This window comes from Isoptericola sp. Y581, from assembly GCF_059445475.1.
Map to the genome: position 1 here is coordinate 212,235 of NZ_JCAIUK010000004.1, position 17,497 is coordinate 229,731.

Here is a 17,497-nt window from a genome sequence, read left to right on the forward strand (position 1 = left end):
GCCCGACGCCCGCTTCGTCCGTACTCGAACCGCCCGGAAGGGCGCGTTCCAGCATGGCGGGCATCAACCACCGAGGGACAACTGTACGCGACGAGCAAGCGTGGGTCGAACCACCTCAGACATCGTACGGAGACGACCCCGACGGGCGGCCGGCGACGGCCCGACGGCACTCGCCATCCGCCGAGCCGTCCACCGAACGGTGGACCCCAGGTCCCGCCGACCGGGGCTCCCGCGGGCGCCCACGCCGGGGCGAGGCTCGGTGCATGACCCCGACGACGAACCCCTCCCCACCGTCCGCGCCCGCGGCGGCCCGCGCCGGCGACGCACGGACCGGCACGACGACCAGGACAGCGGGCGCCGCCGCCGTCCGCGTGCGCGGACTGACCAAGCGGTACGGCCCCAAGCAGGCGGTCGACGGGCTCGACCTCGACCTCGCCACGGGCGAGATCGTCGCCGTCCTCGGCCCGAACGGCGCGGGCAAGACCACGACCGTCGAGATCCTCGAGGGGTTCCGCGACCGCGACGGCGGCGAGGTGAGCGTGCTCGGCGAGGACCCGGCGCGTGGCGGGCGCGCCTTGCGGTCGCGCATCGGCGTCGTCGCGCAGGACTCGCGCGACCAGGCCGAGCTCACGGTCGCGGAGTCCGTGCGCTCCACCGCGCGCTACTACCCCGCCCCGCGCGACCCGGACGAGGTCGTCGCCGCGGTGGACCTGACCGCCAAGGCCGGGGCCCGGGTGCGCTCGCTGTCCGGCGGCCAGCGGCGCCGGCTCGACGTCGCCCTCGGCGTCGTCGGCGACCCCGAGCTGCTCTTCCTCGACGAGCCCACCACGGGCTTCGACCCGCAGGCACGGCGCATCTTCTGGGACCTGATCCTCGGCCTACGCGACGCGGGCACGACCATCCTGCTCACCACGCACGACCTCGCCGAGGCGGCCCACCTGGCCGACCGGGCCGTCGTCGTGCGCGACGGGCTGGTGGTGGCCGAGGGCTCGCCCGAGACGCTCGGCGGGACCCAGGCGCGCACGCCGCTGGTGAGCTGGACGGCGGACGGCGTCGGGCACGCCGAGCACACCGACGCCCCGACCGTGCTCGCGGCCCACCTCATGGCGACGGCCTCCGGGCCCGACGGCGAGGTCGCCGACCTGACCATCACACGCCCGAGCCTCGAGGACGTCTATCTCGGGCTCGTCAGGACGGGGGCCGACGCATGAGCACCACCGGCGCAACCACGGCGGGACAGGTTTCGACAGGCTCGACCGGCGGGGCGGGCTCGACCGGCGGGGCGGGCTCGACCGGCGCACGGACGAGCTCAGCCGGCGGGCGCCTGCCCGGCATCGTGCGGCTCGCTCTCGTACGCGCCGGGGTGGAGCTGCGCCAGTTCTGGCGGGAGCGGGACGCGGTCGTCTTCGTCTTCGCCTACCCGATCCTCATGCTGGCGATCTTCTCCTCCGTGTTCAGCGGCGAGAACCAGGGCGACGCCGCCGCCTCGGTGGACTTCGCGCGGTACTTCCTGCCGGGCATGATCGCCACCGGCATCATGCTCACCAGCTTCCAGTCACTGGCCATCTCCATCGCGGTGGAGCGGGACGACGGCACGCTGCGCCGGCTGCGCGCCACTCCCTTGCCCGCGACCTCGTACTTCGGCGGCAAGGTGCTGCTCACGCTCACGACCTCCCTGGTGCAGACGGCGCTGCTGCTCGCCGTCGCGGCGCTCGCCTTCGACGTGCCGATGCCGTCGGACGTCGGGGACTGGGCCACGTTCGCCTGGGTCTTCGTGCTCGGCACCGCCACCGGGACGGTGTGCGGCGTCGGGTTCTCGTCCCTGCCCCGCTCGGGCCGGTCCGCGAGCGCCGTCGTGACGCCGGTGGTGCTGGTGCTGCAGTTCATCTCCGGGGTGTTCTTCGCGTTCTACGCGCTGCCGTCGTGGATGCAGTCGATCGCGTCCGTCTTCCCCCTGAAGTGGATCGCGCAGGGCATGCGGTCGGTGTTCCTGCCCGAGGAGATGGTGGTGCTGGAGCCGAGCGGGTCGTGGCAGCTGGCGGCCACCGCTGGTGTACTGGTCGCATGGCTGCTGATCGGGCTGGTCGTCGGGGTGCGGACCTTCCGCTGGCGGCGCCGTGACGACGGCTGATGGCGCCCGCGAGGACGCCCCGGGCGACCCCGGCGAGCCGTACGACGCCGAGGACGTCGCCGCGTGGGACCGGCAGGTGGTCTGGTGGGACCGGACGTTCGTCGCGATCGTCCTGCTGACGGCCGTCGCCCTCCCGCTCGCGGGCCAGCGCGGCGCCGAGCTGTGGGTGGCCTACGCCGCGATGGCGGCGATCCTGCTGGCGTACGCCGTCTGGGGCGGCCCGGCGACGCGGTCGCGCGACCAGCGCAAGGCCGCCGCGTACGTGGTCGTCCTGATCGCGGGCACCGCGGTGACGGTTGCCCAGAACGGCATCGCGACGCTGCTGCTGTTCGGCGCGTTCACGCAGCTGTGGATGCTGCTCGAGCCGTCGCGCCGGGCGATCGTCGCCTCGGTGGTCCTCGCCGCCGCGACCTCCTTCGGCATCGCCTTCCAGGAAGGCTTCGACCTGCCGACGCTCCTGGAGGCCGCGCCCCAGATGGCGGTCGCGCTGGCCTTCGCGATCGTGCTGGGTATGTGGGTCGCCACGACGATGCGACGCTCCGACGAGCGCGCCCGGCTGCTGCGCGAGCTGCGCGACGCGCAGGCGGAGCTCGCCGAGTCGCACCACGCCGGCGGCGTCGCCGCGGAGCGCGAGCGCATCGCCCGCGAGATCCACGACACGCTGGCGCAGGGCTTCACGAGCGTCGTGACGCAGGCGCAGGCGGCGACCGCCGCGCTCGACCGCGGCGAGCAGGACCGTGCCCGCGAGCGCCTGCTGCTGGTGGAGCAGACGGCGCGGGACAACCTCGCCGAGGCGCGCGCCCTGGTGGCCGCGTTCGCCCCCGTGCCGCTGCAGGGCTCGACCCTGGCCGAGGCGTTGCGCCGGCTCGCCCAGCGGTTCACCGCCGAGACCGGCACCCGGGTGCTGCTCGACGTGAGCGGCGTGACCGACCCAGCCGACTCCGGCGCCGCGGCGACCGGCGTCGCGGCCACCGACGCGGCCACCGACGCGGCCGCCGACGTGGTGCTGCTGCGCGCCGCGCAGGAGGCGCTGGCCAACGTGCGGAGGCACGCGGGGGCCGGCGCGGTGACGATCCGGCTGGAGCGGACGGGCGCCGGCGCGGGTTCCGCGGACGTGCGGCTCGAGGTGACCGACGACGGACGCGGCCTGCCGCCCGACCACACCGACGGCATCGGCCTGGCCGGCATGCGCGAGCGGGTGTCCGCGGCGGGCGGCACCCTGGACGTCGTGCCGGGCGATCGCGGCGGCACCCGCGTCGAGGTGCACCTGCCGGCCGGGAGCGCGTCGTGACCGGTCGGGCGGCGGACGGCACGGCGAGCGGCACTGTGCGGGTGCTCGTCGCCGACGACCATCCCGTGGTGCGCTCGGGGATCATCGGCATGCTCGACGGCGAGCCGGACCTCGAGGTCGTGGGCGAGGCCCCGGACGGCGAGGCCGCGGTGGCGCTCTCCGAGGAGCTCGCACCCGACGTCGTGCTCATGGACCTGCGCATGCCGCGCCTCGACGGGGTGGGCGCGACCGCCCGGATCGTCGGGACGGGCCCGTCCGTCGTCGTGCTCACCACCTATGACACCGACGCGGACATCCTGCGCGCCGTCGAGGCGGGGGCCACCGGGTACCTGCTCAAGGACACGCCGCGCGACCAGCTCGTGGCCGGGGTGCGCGCCGCCGCACGCGGCGAGACCGTGCTGGCCCCGGGCGTCGCGACGCGGCTCGTGAGCAGCGTGCGCACGGCGTCCGACCGGCCCACCGCGCGCGAGGCCCAGGTACTCGCGCTCGTGGCCCGCGGGCTGTCCAACGCGGCCGTCGGGCGGGAGCTGTTCATCGCGGAGGCCACCGTCAAGACCCACCTGCTGCGGGCGTTCGCCAAGCTGGGGGTCGACGACCGCACGGCCGCGGTCACCGTCGCCCGTGAGCGCGGCTGGCTGACCTGACGCCCTCCGCTCCCGAACTACCTCGCGAGAATCCGCACTACCTCGGCGATCTCGGCACTACCTCGGCCAGATCCGAACTACCTCGCGGAAATCCGCACTACCTCGCGAGATCTGGGACTACCTCGGCGGCTGCCGGGGTGTCGGCGGCCGTGGCGGGGCAGACTGGCGCCGTGCGCGATCTGGCGAAGCTCCCCAAGGCACACCTGCACCTGCACTTCACGGGCTCGATGCGGGTGCCCACGCTGCGCGACCTGGCGACGCAGCACGGGCTGCGGCTGCCCTCCGCCCTCACCGACGGCGACCCGCTGCGGGTGCCCGCGGACGAGCGGGGCTGGTTCCGGTTCCAGCGCCTGTACGACGCGGCCCGCGCCTGCGTGCGGTCGGAGGCGGACATGCGCCGCCTGGTCGACGAGGCGGCCGCGGACGACGCCGCGGAGGGGTCGCGGCGCCTCGAGATCCAGGTGGATCCCACGTCGTACGCCCCGTTCGTGGGCGGCATCACGCCCGCCGTCGAGATCGTGCTCGACGCGGCGAAGGCCGCGAGCGCCGCGCACGACGTCGAGGTGGCGGTGGTGGTCGCCGCGTCGCGCACCCGCCACCCGCTCGACGCGCGCACGCTCGCCCGCCTGGCCGCCCGGTACGCGGGGGACGGCCCCGGCGAGGTGGTCGGCTTCGGGCTGAGCAACGACGAGCGGCGCGGCGACACCACCGAGTTCGCCCCCGCCTTCCGGATCGCGCGGCGCGCGGGCCTCGCGTCGGTGCCGCACGGCGGCGAGCTCCTCGGACCGGCGCACGTGCGGGAGGTCGTCGACGCGCTCCACCCGGACCGCCTCGGCCACGGGGTGCGCGCCGGAGAGGACCCGGCGCTGCTGCACGAGCTCGTGGACCGCGAGGTCGCCCTCGAGGTGTGCCCGGCGTCCAACGTGGGGCTCGGCGTGTACGCCGACACGGCCGCGGTGCCGCTGCGCCCGCTGGTCGACGCGGGCGCGCGCGTGGCGCTGGGCGCCGACGACCCGCTCCTGTTCTCCTCACGGCTGCTCGACCAGTACGTCGCCGCGCGCGAGGTGCACGGGTTCACCGACCCCGAGCTCGCCTCCCTCGCGCGCTCCTCGGTGCTGGCGAGCCGGGCGGCCGACACGACCAAGGCCCGCGCGCTGGCCGACGTCGAGGCCTGGCTCGCGACACCGGACCCGGTGCCGGGCGCGGAGTCCCTCTCCTCTGCGTCTCATCCGCCCGCGGGATGATGGGGTCAGGCTGATCGGACGTGCGGCGCCGGTGGCGCGCCGTGGTCCCCCAGGACCACCCACGACGGCACCACGGGCGGACGCGGTCGCGCTCGGCGCGGCGTAGCGTGCCGGACATGGACCGCGGGCCCCTCGACCGATGGCGTCCCCGGCTGTTCCTCGCCGCGACGCTGGCCGTCGTGGTCCTGGTAGGCACCGCCGGCGCCTCGCACTGGCAGCCCGGCGCCCGCGACCTCGACCTCCTCGGGCTGGCCCTGGCCCTCGTGGGGCCCGTGGTGCTCGCGACCCTCCCGCGCCGCCCCGTGCTCGCCGTCCTGCTGGCCGTCGGGGCGATCGGCACGTACCTGCTGCTCGGCTACGCCTGGGGGCCGGCCCTCGCGGGGCCGGGCGGCGTGCTCGTCATGGTGCTGCTCACCGGGCCCGCCGGGCGCGCGCGGGTGCTCGCGTGGTCCGGCGCCGCCCTCATGTGGGGGGTCGTCCTGGCCTCGGCGGCGTTGCGGGACGACGCCCCGGGCCCCGCCGGGCTCATCGGCGGCGCAGCGTGGACCGCCGTCGCGCTGCAGATCGCCACCGGGATCCGCGAGCGCCTCGCCCGCTCGGCCGCGTGGCGGGCCGCCCGCGCCGAGCGCGAGCGCACGGCCGTCGCGACCGAGCGGCTGCGCATCGCGCGCGAGCTGCACGACGTCCTCGCCCACTCGCTGTCCGCCATCAACGTGCAGGCCGGGGTGGGGCTGCATCTGCTCGACCGGGACACCGAGCAGGCCCGGTCGGCGCTCGCGTCGATCAAGACCACGAGCCGCGACGCGCTCGACGAGGTGCGCGCGGTGCTCGGCGTCGTGCGGGGAGAGGACGTCTCCGGCGGCTCCGGTCCCACGGGTGAGCCGCGGACGCCCACCTGGGACCTCGCCGCGCTCCCCCGCCTGGCGGACCCGCTGCGCGCCCGCCACGTCGACGTGCGTTTCGATGTCGACCCGGCGCTCGAGCCGGACGGCGCGGTGCCGGCCCACCTGGCAGGCGTCGCGTACCGGGTGGTGCAGGAGGCGCTGACCAACGTGGGCCGGCACGCGCCCGACGCGCGCACCGTCGTCGTGCGGGTGCGGCGCGACGGGCCCGCCCTGCGCGTGCGGGTGACCGACGACGGCACGCTCGCCGCCGGCGTCCACGAGCACGGCCCCGGGTACGGGCTGCGTGGCATGCGCGAGCGGGTCGAGGGAGCGGGCGGCACGCTGCGTGTGGGGCCCGGCGCCCCCGGGTTCGTCGTCGACGCCACCATCCCGCTCTCGGGGCCTGCTGCCACCCCACCCGACGCACCGGACCGCCACCACGACGAGGGAGACCACGCATGATCCGCGTGCTGCTGGCCGACGACCAGGCCCTGGTGCGCGGCGGGTTCCGCGCACTGCTGGACGCCGAGGACGACATGACGGTCGTGGGCGAGGCCGCGACCGGGGACGAGGCGGTGCGGCTCGCGCTCGAGCTGCTGCCCGACGTCGTGCTCATGGACGTGCGCATGCCCGGGCTCGACGGGCTCGAGGCGACGCGGCGCATCGTGGCCGAGCCGCGCGCCGCCGGGGTGCACGTCGTGGTCGTGACGACCTTCGAGCTGGACGAGTACGTGGCCGAGGCCATCCGCGGCGGCGCCACCGGCTTCCTCGTGAAGGACACGGAGCCGGCCGACCTCATCCGGGCTGTGCGCGTCGCCGCGGCGGGCGACGCGCTGCTCTCCCCCGGCGTCACCCGGCGCCTGCTGGCCCGGGTCGCCGCCGCCACCCGCGACGTGCCGCCACCGCCCGGCCTCGACGACCTGACCGCCCGCGAGCGCGAGGTGCTCGTCGAGGTCGCGGGCGGCCTGTCCAACGACGACATCGCGCGGACGCTGTACCTGTCGGAGTCGACCGTCAAGACTCACGTGTCCCGCGTGATGGCGAAGCTCGGCGCCCGCGACCGGGCGCAGCTCGTCGTCGCCGCGTACGAGGGCGGCGTCGTGCGGCCGGGCTGGTCCGCCTGACCCCGCCGCACAGGCGCACGAGTGCAGTACGAGGGGACGACACAGGTCGGTACGGCGGGCTGACGACGCGCCTGCCCCCGGCGGGCGACCGTGGTGGTCGAGGGCCCGCACCGGGCGGACCCACCGTCACGAGGAGTCCACGATGCTCACCACCGCCACCGCGATCGCCGTCCCCGCGGTCGCCTCTGCAGCCGCCATGGGGCACCCGTACGCCGGCGGCGGGGGGCCGGGCTGGTGGATCGTCTTCCCGATCCTGTGGTTCGCGCTCTTCGCCACCGTCGTGTTCCTCATCGCCGGCCGTGCCCGACGGTACGGCCCGCCGTGGGCTCGCGGGGGCGCCGGCGGCGTCGACGTCCTGGGCGAGCGCTTCGCCCGCGGCGAGATCGACGAGGCCGAGTACCGCCAGCGCCTCGCCGTCCTGAAGGCGGACCGGCGCTGACGCACCCCGTCGAGAACGCGATCCGTCCCGTCATCCTCCGGGTTGGCGGGACGGATCGCGTTCTCGACCGTGCTGACCCGAAGGTGCTGACCCAACGATTCGGCGCCGTCGCACGTCAGGAGTCGTGACAGGTCACGAGACGGTGACGATCAGGACACGACCGGAGTGCTGCGGTCGCGGTCGGGGCGACAGCGGGGCACGGTGGTACCTCGCAGCGCGCCCCTCCGCACGCTGCCGCCGGCGCGAAAGGGACGCGATGCGTACGGTTCCCAGCTCGTCGCGACGCCGTGCGGCGTCGCTCGTCGCCGTGCCGGTGGCGCTCGCGCTGCTGCTCGCCGGGTGCGCGCCGCTGTCGGACGACACCGAGCCCACTCCCGGCGCCGCGCCCACGGCGTCCTCCCCGGACACGTCCGACGAGGCCACCGCCTCGCCCGGGTCGACCGCCTCGGACTCCGAGGACTCCGAGGACTCCGACACCGAGGCCCAGGCGCGCGCCGACCAGGAGGCCACGGAGAAGAAGGCCGCCGCGAAGAAGGCGAAGAAGGAAGCGGCGGAGCAGAAGGCCGCCGAGGAGAAAGCCAAGGAGAAGGCCGAGGAGAAGGCCGCCGCGAAGGCGGCGCAGAAGGAAGCCGCCGAGCAGGAGGCCGCGGAGAAGAAGGCGGCCGAGGAGCGCGACAAGATGCTCGAGTACGGCGACGCGGGTGACCGGGTCGTCGCGCTGCAGGAGCGCCTGCAGGAGCTGGGGTACTTCCTCCAGGACGCGGACGGGAGCTTCGGGCCCGCGACGCAGCAGGCCGTGTGGGCGCTGCAGAAGGTGGCGGGGCAGTACCGCGACGGCGTCGTCGGGCCGAAGACGCAGGCCGCGCTGGACGACGGGATCCGGCCCCGGGCGCAGTCGTCGTCGGGCAAGGCGATCGAGATCGACCTCGACAAGCAGCTCCTCATGACGGTCGAGGGCGGGAAGGTCACCCGGATCGTCAACGCCTCGTCGGGCAACGGCGAGACGTTCGAGGCGAAGGGCCGCAGCTACCACGCGTCGACGCCGCGCGGGTCGTACGCCGTGTACATGGAGCGCAACGGCATGCACTCCTCGACGCTCGAGCTCGGCGAGATGTGGCGGCCCAAGTACTTCACCGGCGGTTTCGCGGTGCACGGCTCCGGGTCGATCCCGCCGTACCCGGCGTCGCACGGCTGCGTGCGCGTGTCCAACGCAGCGATGGACTGGCTGTGGGACACCTGGGGCATGCCGACGGGCACGCCCGTCGTCCTCTACTGAGACCGCGCGCTCACACGGGTCAGAGGGCGGTGCCGACCAGCACGGGCTCGGGCTCCAGCTCGATGCCGAACGTGTCGCGCACGCCGTCGCGCACGGCGCGGGCGAGCGCCACGAGGTCGGCCGCCGTCGCGCCGCCGCGGTTGGTGAGCGCCAGGGTGTGACGCGTCGACAGGCGAGCCGGGCTGTGCTCGCCCGCGAGGCCGAAGCCCTTGGTGAACCCGGCGTGCTCGATCAGCCATGCGGCGCTGGTCTTGACCAGCGCGGGGTCGACCACGCCGAGGCTCGGGCCGGTCGTCGTCTCGGGCGCGGGCGAGCGCACGGGGAAGCGCGGTGCGTCCGGGGGCAGCAGCTCGTCGGCCGCCTCGACGGGCAGCACCGGGTTGGTGAAGAACGACCCGGCGGACCACCGGTCGTGGTCGGGCACGTGGTCGGGCACCTGGCCGGGCACCTGGCCGGCGGCAGGGGCGACGCCGACGCCGTCGAGCAGCATTCCCTTGCCCCCGCGCAGCTCCAGCACGGCCTCCCGCACCGCGGCGGACGGCGCCCGCTCGCCCACCTCGACGCCCAGACGCCGCGCCAGCTCGCCGTACCCGATGGGCGCCGACAGGCTGCCGAGGCGCATCTGCAGGTGCACCTCGAGCACGACGAACCGGGGCGTCGGGTACCAGGGTGCGCCCTCGCCGCCGTCCGACCGCATGGTCCGCTTGAGCAACGACGTGCGGTAGCCGAAGCCGAGCTCGCTCAGCGGGAAGGTGCGCCGGCCGCCCGTGGCCCGGTCCCAGGTGCGCACCGCCGCGACGACGCCGGCGACCTCCTGGCCGTACGCGCCGATGTTCTGCACCGGGGCGGCACCGACGGTGCCGGGGATACCCGACAGCGCCTCGACGCCCACCCACTCGTTGGCCACGGCCTCGGCCACGAAGGCGTCCCAGTCCTGCCCGGCCGGCAGCTTCAGGCTCGCGCCGCCGCACGCCCCGTCGGTGCCGCAGGAGTCCTCGAGGTCGGCGTCCAGACCCTGGCGCGCGTCCCGCACGACGAGCCCCGCGAACCCCTCGTCCGCGACGAGCAGGTTGGAGCCGCCGCCGACCACCAGCACCGGCTGCCCGGCGTCGTCCGCGGCCCGCACGGCGTCGATCAGCTCGGCCTCCGACTCGGCCTCCACGTAGGCGTCGACGGGGCCGCCGACGCGCAGCGTCGTGAGCTCGGAGAACGCTGGGGGCGACGAGGTGTTGTCGTCGGCGGACGAGGTGGGCAGGGTCGACAGGCTCACTCGCCCAGCGTACGCGCCGGGTCAGGGGCGGCCGGCAGCGGGCGGGCGGCCCCGGCCACCAGCAGCCCCACCGCGACGGGCACGGCCAGCACCAGCAGGGCGCCGCGGTAGCCCACGTGCTCGGCGAGGAAGCCGATGAGGGCCGGGCCGACGAAGAAGGCGGAGTAGCCGATGGTCGCGACCACGGACACGCGCAGGGCCGCCTTGCGCGGCTCGTCCGACGCGGCGGACATGCCCAGCGGGAAGCCGAGCGCGGCGCCCGCGCCCCAGATCGCGACGCCGACCAGGGCCGCCCACAACGACGGCACGAGCGCGAAGAGGCCGACGCCCACGAGGGCGGCCACCCCGCACGCGCGCAGCATCGGCACCCGCCCGTACCGGTCGATCAGGGAGGTCCCGGCCAGCCGGGTGAGCGTCATGGCGCACAGGAAGACGGCGAGGGCGACCGCGCCCATGGCGTCGCCGGTGCCGAACCCGTCGACGACGGCGAGGCTCACCCAGTCGTTCGCGGCGCCCTCGGTGAGCGCGGCCGCGAGCACGACGAGCCCCACGAGCAGCGTCCGCGACTCGCGCCAGGTGGCCAGGGTGTCGCGCAGCGAGTGCCCGGTGCCGGCGTCGACCGCCGTGGCCGGGTCGGCCTGCGTGTCCGCGCCGTGCGCGCCCTCCGCGGGCGCGCCGGCACCGTGCGCCGTCGGCTCGAAGAACCGCACGCAGACCACGACCACCAGCAGGTCGATCACCATCACGGTGATGACGTGCCCCGACAGCGACGCCCCGGCATGGGCGGCGAGCGCGCCGATGCCGGCACCCACCACCGTGCCGAGCGAGAACCCGGCGTGGAAGCGCGGCATGATCGAGCGCCCGAGCCGCTGCTCGACGACCGCGCCCTCGAGGTTCATCGCGGCGTCCCAGATGCCCACGCCCATGCCGCCGAGGAACAGCCCGACGCGCACCAGCAGCGAGTGGTCGGCGTCGACGGCGAGGGTCGTGACGGCGAACCCGGCGGCCGCCAGCGCGGCGAACGACACGCAGGTGCGGGCCGCCCCGATGCGCGAGGCGATCATCCCGGACAGCGGCAGCGCGACCAGCGACCCGATCGCACCCGTGAGCAGCAGCACCCCCATCTGCGACTCGGAGTAGCCGAGCCCGTCCCGGACGGCGGGGATACGCGACGCCCAGGTGGCCATGCCGACCCCGGCCACGACGAAGACGAGGAAGACGGCCCAGGCGGCGCGCACGGCGTGCGGCGGCGCGGGCGGGCGCGGGGCGGGGGTCACGGTCCGACGCTTCCCGCTCCCGGCCCACCGGTCAAATCGTTTCGGGCGACCGCCTCGCCCCGCAGGTAGGCTGGCGCCCCTCATCGCCGGAAGGAGCCCCATGGGTCGCAGCCACGGCACCCGACCGACCCTCGCACGGGTGGCCGGGCTCGCCGGCGTCTCGATCTCCACCGCGTCGCTGGCGTTCTCCGGCGCCGGGCCGATCACCGCCGAGACCCGCGACAAGGTGCTCGCCGCGGCCGCGGAGCTCGGCTACTCGGGTCCCAACCCGCTGGGGCGCCAGCTGCGCTCCGGCCGGTCCGGGATCGTGGGGGTCGTCATCGGCGACCAGCCGGGCCGCGCGTTCCGCGACCCCGTGGCGGTCAAGCTGCTCGACGGGCTGGTCGGCGTGCTCGGCGCCGAGGGGCTCGGGGTGCTGCTCATCCCGGGCGTCCGGGCGGCCGCCGTCCCGCCCGCGTCCGCCGTCCCGCCCGCCTCCGGCGACGCCTCCCACCTCACGACCGACGCCACCTCCCACGACGACACCGCCGCCCGCCTCGCGCCCGTGCCCGCCGTGGACCCGCTGCTGGAGTCCGCCGCCATGGACGTCGCTGTCCTCGTGTGGGGCGTGCTCACCGACGACGCGACCCTCGCCGCGCTGCAGCGGCGCGACGTGCCCGTCGTCGTGGGCGAGGGCGGCCGGGTCGATGGCGCCCCGCTCGTGGCGCTCGACGACCGGGCCGGCACCGCGCAGGCCGTGCGGCACCTGCGCGAGCTCGGGCACACCCGCATCGCGGAGATCACGCTCCCCCTCGACGCGGCCGAGCGGTCGGGCCCGATCGACCCGGCCCGCCTCGCGCAGGCGGACCGCACCTCGACGCGGCACCGGCTCGAGGGCGTGCGCGACGAGATCGAGCCGGTGATCTCGTGGGAGACGCCCGCCTCCCTGGTGGAGCACGGGCGGGACGCCGCCACCGAGATCCTCGGCGCCTGGGTCCCGGAGACGGAGCGGCCGACGGCGATCATCGCCCACTCCGACCTGCTCGCCGCGGGCGCGGTCATCGCCGCGCGCGAGCTCGGGCTGCGCGTACCCGACGACGTGTCGATCGCCGGGTTCGACGGGATCGACCTGCCGTGGCTCTCCCCCGACGTGCTCACCAGCGTCCACCAGCCGCTCCAGGCCAAGGGCGCGGCGCTCGGCCGCGCCGTGCTGGGCGTGCTCGCCGGCGCCGAGCCCACCCGCACCACGCTGCCCGTCGAGCTCGTGCCCGGCACCACCACCGGTGCGGTGCCGGACGTCGTCCGGCCGGCACCGCCGAGCGGGCCGCAGGAGTAGGGCAGCCGCCTGCGGCCGACGCCGACTGGATCCGTGACTTCAAACGAGATCCCGGAGCGCGCCGAGATGCCGCAAAGTCGTGACATGCACCACAGGATCTGGGAATGTCGTCGCCATCAGGGCGGTGGGACCGTCCACCGCCCCCGCCTGTGGGGAGGACCCATGAGAGGCACGACGAGTGGCATGGTGCGAGGGAGCTGGATGCGAGCGACGACGGCAGCCCTGGCAGCGGGGGCGGTGATCGCCCCGACCGCGGGCGCGGCGGGGGCCACGCCCCCGGACGACCCGGCGCCCTCGGGCAACAAGATCACGGCCACCCACTGGGAGGGCACCTCCGACCTGCGCAAGGGCGACCTGCAGAACTTGCGCCCCGGCGCCGGCGGGTCGCTCGTCGTGCGGGGGCACGGCGGCCCGACCACCGAGTACACCGACCCGTTCGGCGACGGCACCCCGGTGGAGTACGAGACGGGCACGTGGACGTCGCCGGTGGTCGAGACCGGGTACGCCGTCGACGAGTCCGTCACGTCGTGGAACGCGACCACGCCCACCGGCACCTGGGCGGAGATCGAGTTCCGCGGCCGCAAGGCCGACGGCGCGTGGACCAAGTGGTTCGTCATGGGCAGGTGGGCGTCCGGGGACGACTTCGCGCCCGCCGACGGCTCGGTCGGCGACATCCACCGCACGTCGGTGGACGGCCAGGGCGACGACGACGCCGCCCTGTACACCGACACCTTCGTGGCGAAGACCGGCCACGAACCCGAGGCGTTCCAGACCCGCGTCACCCTGTTGCGCCCGGCCGGGTCAAGGGCGACCCCGCGGCTCGAGGGCGTGACCACCATGACCAACGAGTACCTGCCCGACTCGGCATACCAGGGCACGAGCGCCTTCACCCTCGGCCGGCATGTGGAGCTCGACGTACCGGGATACTCGCAGCTGGTCCACATCGGCGAGTACCCCGAGTTCGGCGGGGGCGGGCAGGTGTGGTGCTCGCCGACGTCCACCACGATGGTCCAGTACTCCTACGGCCGCCGGTTCCAGGTGCCGCAGCGCGAGCTGTCGGACATCGTGGCGCCGAACGGCGACCCGCAGGTCGCCTACGCCGCGATCAACGCGTGGGACTACACGTACGAGGGCGCGGGCAACTGGCCGTTCAACACGGCGTACGCCCACCGGTTCGGGCTGGAGTCGTTCGTGACGCGGCTGCGGTCGCTGGCCGAGGCGGAGCGCTTCGTCGCGGCGGGCATCCCGCTGGTCGTGTCGATCAACTTCGCCGAGGAGGAGATGCCGGAGGCGGGCTACGGCACCGACGGCCACCTCGTGACCATCGTGGGCTTCACCGCCGACGGCGACCCGATCATCAACGACCCCAACAAGGCCACCGACGCCGACGTGCGAAGCATCTACACCCGCGAGAACTTCGAGCGCGTCTGGCAGACCTCCACCGACGGCCTCACGTACGTCGTCCACCCGCACCACGTGAAGCTGCCCCGCAACGTCCCGGGCGCCACCCCCAACTGGTGACCACCCGCGAGATAGAGAACCCTTCGCGCCGAGATAGAGAAGGGTTCTCTATCTCGCTCTGACCGAGGGCCAGTCACGGCGCAGCACGCCCAAGACGACGGAGTCGTAGCGGCGCCCGCGCACCTCCCGCGCGGCGCGGAAACGAGCCTCTTCGACGAACCCGAGCCGGCGCCCGACGGCCAGCATCCGCTCGTTGCCGGACCAGGTCGCAAAGTCCAGCCGGAACGCGTCGGTGGTGGCGAAGAGGTGGTCGGTCCAGATGCTGAGTGCTGCGGTTCCGACGCCGCGGCCTCGGGTGTCCGGGTCGTAGACCGAGATACCCATGCGGCGCCAGCCGGAGACCTCGGACTCCCAGTACCAGCTCACCGTACCGACGAGAATCTCAGGGTCGTCGGCCAGCGCGATGACAGCCCGGGGGGCGATGTCTGCGCATGCACCGTGCCGTCCTCGAGCGCGCTGCGAAGCCGCGCGGTCGCGGCGTCGACCTCCGCCGCCGTCGGCCGGGGGAAGTACGACCCGTCCCAGCGATGCCACTCCCGCTCGGGGTGCAGCCAGTAGCGATACCGCTCGACGTCCGACGGCGTGAAACGGCGGACGACCACCTGGCCCTCAAACCCGATCACGCCGGTCCCCGCGGGCGAGATGTCGTTCAGGGCGGGAGGTGTCACGGACACATCCTGCCCGACGACCGGGCCTGCGAGATCGAGAGGCTCGGGCGAGGCCGCAGCCAGGTGCGGCCTCGCCCGAGCTTCTCTATCTCGCGCTGAGGGGTTCTCTATCTCGCGCTGAGGGGTTCTCTATCTCGGCGTCAGTGCGAGCGCACCGGGCCGACGGTGTCGGAGACGAACGTCGCCGACGAGTACCCGCGGGCCGAGACGGTCACCTCGACCGAGACCTCGGCACCCCGGTCGCGGCCGGTGAGGTGGTACCGCTTCCCGTCCGCCCCGCGCACGGGCTCACCGTCGCGCAGCCACTGGACCTCGACGTGGAGGCGGCGCGAGTCGGGCAGGTACTCGCCCCGGTCGACGGTGAGTGTGCGGCCGATCTTCGCCTTCCCCTCGATCGTCGGCCCCTCGACGTCGGTGACCACCGGGTCGTGCAGGGTCAGCTCCGCGGCCCGGGCGAACACCTGCCGGTGGGCGTACCAGAGCTGGTAGTACGGGTCCTCGCCGCGCACGTCGGTCCGGTCGTCGGCGACGGAGCCGTCGAACGACGTGGCGTAGTAGTAGTCCGCCTGCACGTCGTCGTCGGACACCACGTAGCTCTGGTCGGCGCCGACGGTGTACTCGATCGGTGTGACGGCCTGCGGGGTGATGCCCGGGTAGGGCTCGTACGCGGCGGCCTCGGGGTACGCCCGGCCGTAGATGCCGGCCGCCTCGTCCCCGCTCACGGTCACCGTCTGCCCGGTGCTGGGCACGACGACGGGTCGCGAGGCCGGGTTGTGGATCCAGGCCAGGGAACCGGCCCACCACACGCCGAGCCACTCGCCCTCGACCTGCGCCACGACGAACTTGTGTCCGGACAGCACGCGTGCGCTGACGTCGCTCGCGTACGTCGTGCCGTCGGCACCGTCGGGCTTCCAGCCGGGGTCGCGGGCATACGACGCGTCGAGCGACGGCCCCTGGTAGGCGAGCGTGAAGTTGGTGCCCGCCCCCGCGACGCACTCGCCCGAGCCGGGCGACGCCTGCTCGCACCCGGTGACCGGGTTGGCGTTGCCGTCGTAGCCCGCCACGACCTCGACGACGTCGCCGGGTGCGACGTCCGTCGTCGGGTCCAGGCCGTCGCCGATCGGCTCGCCGAGCAGCTCGAAGTAGTGCTCCCAGTCCCAGTAGGGCCCCGGGTCCCAGTGCACGCTCTTGGTGTAGCCGGGCAGGATGCCGGGAACCTGGTCGTGCCCGATCACGTGGGCGCGGTCGAGGGGGACGTCGTACTTCTTTCCCAGGTACCGCACCAGCTCCGCCGACGACTGGTACATCGACTCCGTGAACCACCCCGACGAGCCGGCCCAGCCCTCGTGCTCGATGCCGATCGAGTGCATGTTCACGTACCAGTTGCCCGCGTGCCAGCCGACGTCGGCCGGCTCGAGGTGGTTGGCGACGTGTCCGTCGGACGAGCGCAGCGTGTAGTTCCACGCCAGGTAGGTCGGGTCCTGCACCAGGTTCACCGTCGGCTCGTACGCCGTCTCCGTGTCGTGGATGACGATGTAGTCGATCGACGGCCCGCCCTTGCCCGTGCGGTCGGCCTGGTCGTGGTTGCCGTAGCTGCCGGTGTCGTCCGGCAGGTCGGCGCTCGCCTTCTCGTACGGCGCGGGCAGCCACTCGCAGCTGAGGCCGCGCGGGCAGTCGGCCGCTGGGTCGCCGGCGGAGTCACCCGCGGCCCGGGTCGTCGACTCCGGCAGGACGGCGTCCGGCCTTGCGGCGAGGGTGACGCTCCCGCCGTCGTCGGTGGTGCTGGCCTCGCCCTGGCGCAGGGTGGTGAACACCCGGTCGGCGAACGTCGGGGCGTCGCTCATGCGGGCGACCGCGGTGCTCCAGGTCACGAGGGCGCCGTCGGCGCCGCCCCCGGCCGCCTCCTGGTACGAGGCGAGGAGCGCGGCGCCGCCGCACGTGTTGGCCGCGGCGTCCGACCTCAGCTCGGCGACCGTGAGCCCGGTCAGCGCCGCGGCACGGTCCAGCTCGCTCACGCCTGTGCGCGACCCGGTGTCCTTGCCGGCCCCGTCGGGCGTCTCGGGGGCGTGGTCGAGCAGGTTGAAGAGCCCGTAGCCTCCGTCCGCGCTGGGCTCGCCGGCGTGCTGGTCCCAGCGGGACTCCATGTAGGAGACGGCCTTGAGCAGGTCCGCCGGCACGCCGGTGGCCTCGCTCGCGGCCGTGAACGCGGACTCGCGGTCGGGGGCCGCGACGACGGTGTCGCAGGCCACCTCGGACGTGGGCGCGGTGGAAGGCCCGGCGCCCGCGGTGATGGCGGGGACCGTGACCAGGGGGATGAGGAGGCCGGCTGCTGCCAGGCCGGTGGTGCGTCGTCGTACGGATCTCACGGGGAGTGCTCCTCTCGAGGACGGTGTACGTCATGGCGTACAGCGTC

Annotated in this window: 16 protein-coding genes; 11 read left to right on the top strand and 5 right to left on the bottom strand. The window is 74.7% G+C overall.

Annotated elements, in window-relative coordinates:
- The first annotated feature begins 263 nt into the window (after window positions 1–263).
- From AC1C2W_RS09600 to AC1C2W_RS09640, 9 genes are all read left to right on the top strand, one after another.
- Window positions 264–1,211 (top strand): ABC transporter ATP-binding protein, encoded by a 948-nt coding sequence (locus tag AC1C2W_RS09600; protein WP_495412966.1) that lies wholly within the window; start codon window positions 264–266, stop codon window positions 1,209–1,211.
- Window positions 1,208–2,131: an ABC transporter permease gene (locus tag AC1C2W_RS09605; protein WP_495412967.1), complete on the top strand. Its 924-nt coding sequence runs from the start codon at window positions 1,208–1,210 to the stop codon at window positions 2,129–2,131. Before AC1C2W_RS09600 ends, AC1C2W_RS09605 begins: the two co-directional genes overlap by 4 nt.
- Window positions 2,118–3,422, top strand: a complete 1,305-nt coding sequence (locus AC1C2W_RS09610; protein ID WP_495388644.1) for a sensor histidine kinase — start codon at window positions 2,118–2,120, stop codon at window positions 3,420–3,422. The genes AC1C2W_RS09605 and AC1C2W_RS09610 overlap by 14 nt, the downstream gene beginning before the upstream one ends.
- A complete protein-coding gene (locus tag AC1C2W_RS09615; protein ID WP_495388645.1) occupies window positions 3,419–4,066 on the top strand; it encodes a response regulator in 648 nt (215 codons plus the stop codon). Before AC1C2W_RS09610 ends, AC1C2W_RS09615 begins: the two co-directional genes overlap by 4 nt.
- Before the next feature lie 170 nt (window positions 4,067–4,236).
- Entirely contained in the window at window positions 4,237–5,310 is a 1,074-nt protein-coding gene (locus AC1C2W_RS09620; RefSeq protein ID WP_495412968.1) for an adenosine deaminase, read from the top strand.
- A gap of 116 nt (window positions 5,311–5,426) precedes the next feature.
- On the top strand, window positions 5,427–6,656 hold the full coding sequence (locus AC1C2W_RS09625; protein WP_495388647.1) for a sensor histidine kinase: 1,230 nt from the start codon (window positions 5,427–5,429) through the stop codon (window positions 6,654–6,656).
- Complete coding sequence (locus tag AC1C2W_RS09630) at window positions 6,653–7,318, top strand: response regulator (protein ID WP_495412969.1); 666 nt, start codon at window positions 6,653–6,655, stop codon at window positions 7,316–7,318. Before AC1C2W_RS09625 ends, AC1C2W_RS09630 begins: the two co-directional genes overlap by 4 nt.
- Before the next feature lie 142 nt (window positions 7,319–7,460).
- On the top strand, window positions 7,461–7,757 hold the full coding sequence (locus AC1C2W_RS09635; protein WP_495412970.1) for an SHOCT domain-containing protein: 297 nt from the start codon (window positions 7,461–7,463) through the stop codon (window positions 7,755–7,757).
- A gap of 256 nt (window positions 7,758–8,013) precedes the next feature.
- Complete coding sequence (locus tag AC1C2W_RS09640; protein WP_495412971.1) at window positions 8,014–9,033, top strand: L,D-transpeptidase family protein; 1,020 nt, start codon at window positions 8,014–8,016, stop codon at window positions 9,031–9,033.
- A gap of 19 nt (window positions 9,034–9,052) precedes the next feature.
- On the opposite strand, the gene AC1C2W_RS09645 is transcribed toward AC1C2W_RS09640, so the two are convergent.
- Window positions 9,053–10,297, bottom strand: coding sequence for a UDP-N-acetylmuramate dehydrogenase (locus AC1C2W_RS09645; RefSeq protein ID WP_495413054.1), 1,245 nt, complete (start codon window positions 10,295–10,297; stop codon window positions 9,053–9,055).
- A gap of 2 nt (window positions 10,298–10,299) precedes the next feature.
- Window positions 10,300–11,580 (bottom strand): MFS transporter, encoded by a 1,281-nt coding sequence (locus tag AC1C2W_RS09650; protein ID WP_495388651.1) that lies wholly within the window; start codon window positions 11,578–11,580, stop codon window positions 10,300–10,302.
- 100 nt (window positions 11,581–11,680) lie between these two features.
- Between AC1C2W_RS09650 and AC1C2W_RS09655 the strand changes: the two genes are divergently transcribed.
- Both AC1C2W_RS09655 and AC1C2W_RS09660 read left to right on the top strand, forming a co-directional pair.
- Complete coding sequence (locus tag AC1C2W_RS09655) at window positions 11,681–12,895, top strand: LacI family DNA-binding transcriptional regulator (RefSeq protein WP_495412972.1); 1,215 nt, start codon at window positions 11,681–11,683, stop codon at window positions 12,893–12,895.
- 201 nt (window positions 12,896–13,096) lie between these two features.
- Window positions 13,097–14,416: a C39 family peptidase gene (locus tag AC1C2W_RS09660; protein WP_495412973.1), complete on the top strand. Its 1,320-nt coding sequence runs from the start codon at window positions 13,097–13,099 to the stop codon at window positions 14,414–14,416.
- A gap of 48 nt (window positions 14,417–14,464) precedes the next feature.
- On the opposite strand, the gene AC1C2W_RS09665 is transcribed toward AC1C2W_RS09660, so the two are convergent.
- The 3 genes from AC1C2W_RS09665 to AC1C2W_RS09675 all read right to left on the bottom strand — a co-directional run bounded on the left by AC1C2W_RS09665 (window position 14,465) and on the right by AC1C2W_RS09675 (window position 17,450).
- A complete protein-coding gene (locus AC1C2W_RS09665; RefSeq protein ID WP_495412974.1) occupies window positions 14,465–14,782 on the bottom strand; it encodes a GNAT family N-acetyltransferase in 318 nt (105 codons plus the stop codon).
- The gene (locus AC1C2W_RS09670; RefSeq protein WP_495412975.1) at window positions 14,779–15,084 is read right to left on the bottom strand and encodes a hypothetical protein; all 306 of its coding nucleotides are present in this window, start codon (window positions 15,082–15,084) and stop codon (window positions 14,779–14,781) included. The genes AC1C2W_RS09665 and AC1C2W_RS09670 overlap by 4 nt, the downstream gene beginning before the upstream one ends.
- Window positions 15,085–15,224: 140 nt before the next feature.
- Window positions 15,225–17,450, bottom strand: coding sequence for an N-acetylmuramoyl-L-alanine amidase (locus AC1C2W_RS09675; RefSeq protein WP_495412976.1), 2,226 nt, complete (start codon window positions 17,448–17,450; stop codon window positions 15,225–15,227).
- Between the last annotated feature and the right edge of the window lie 47 nt (window positions 17,451–17,497).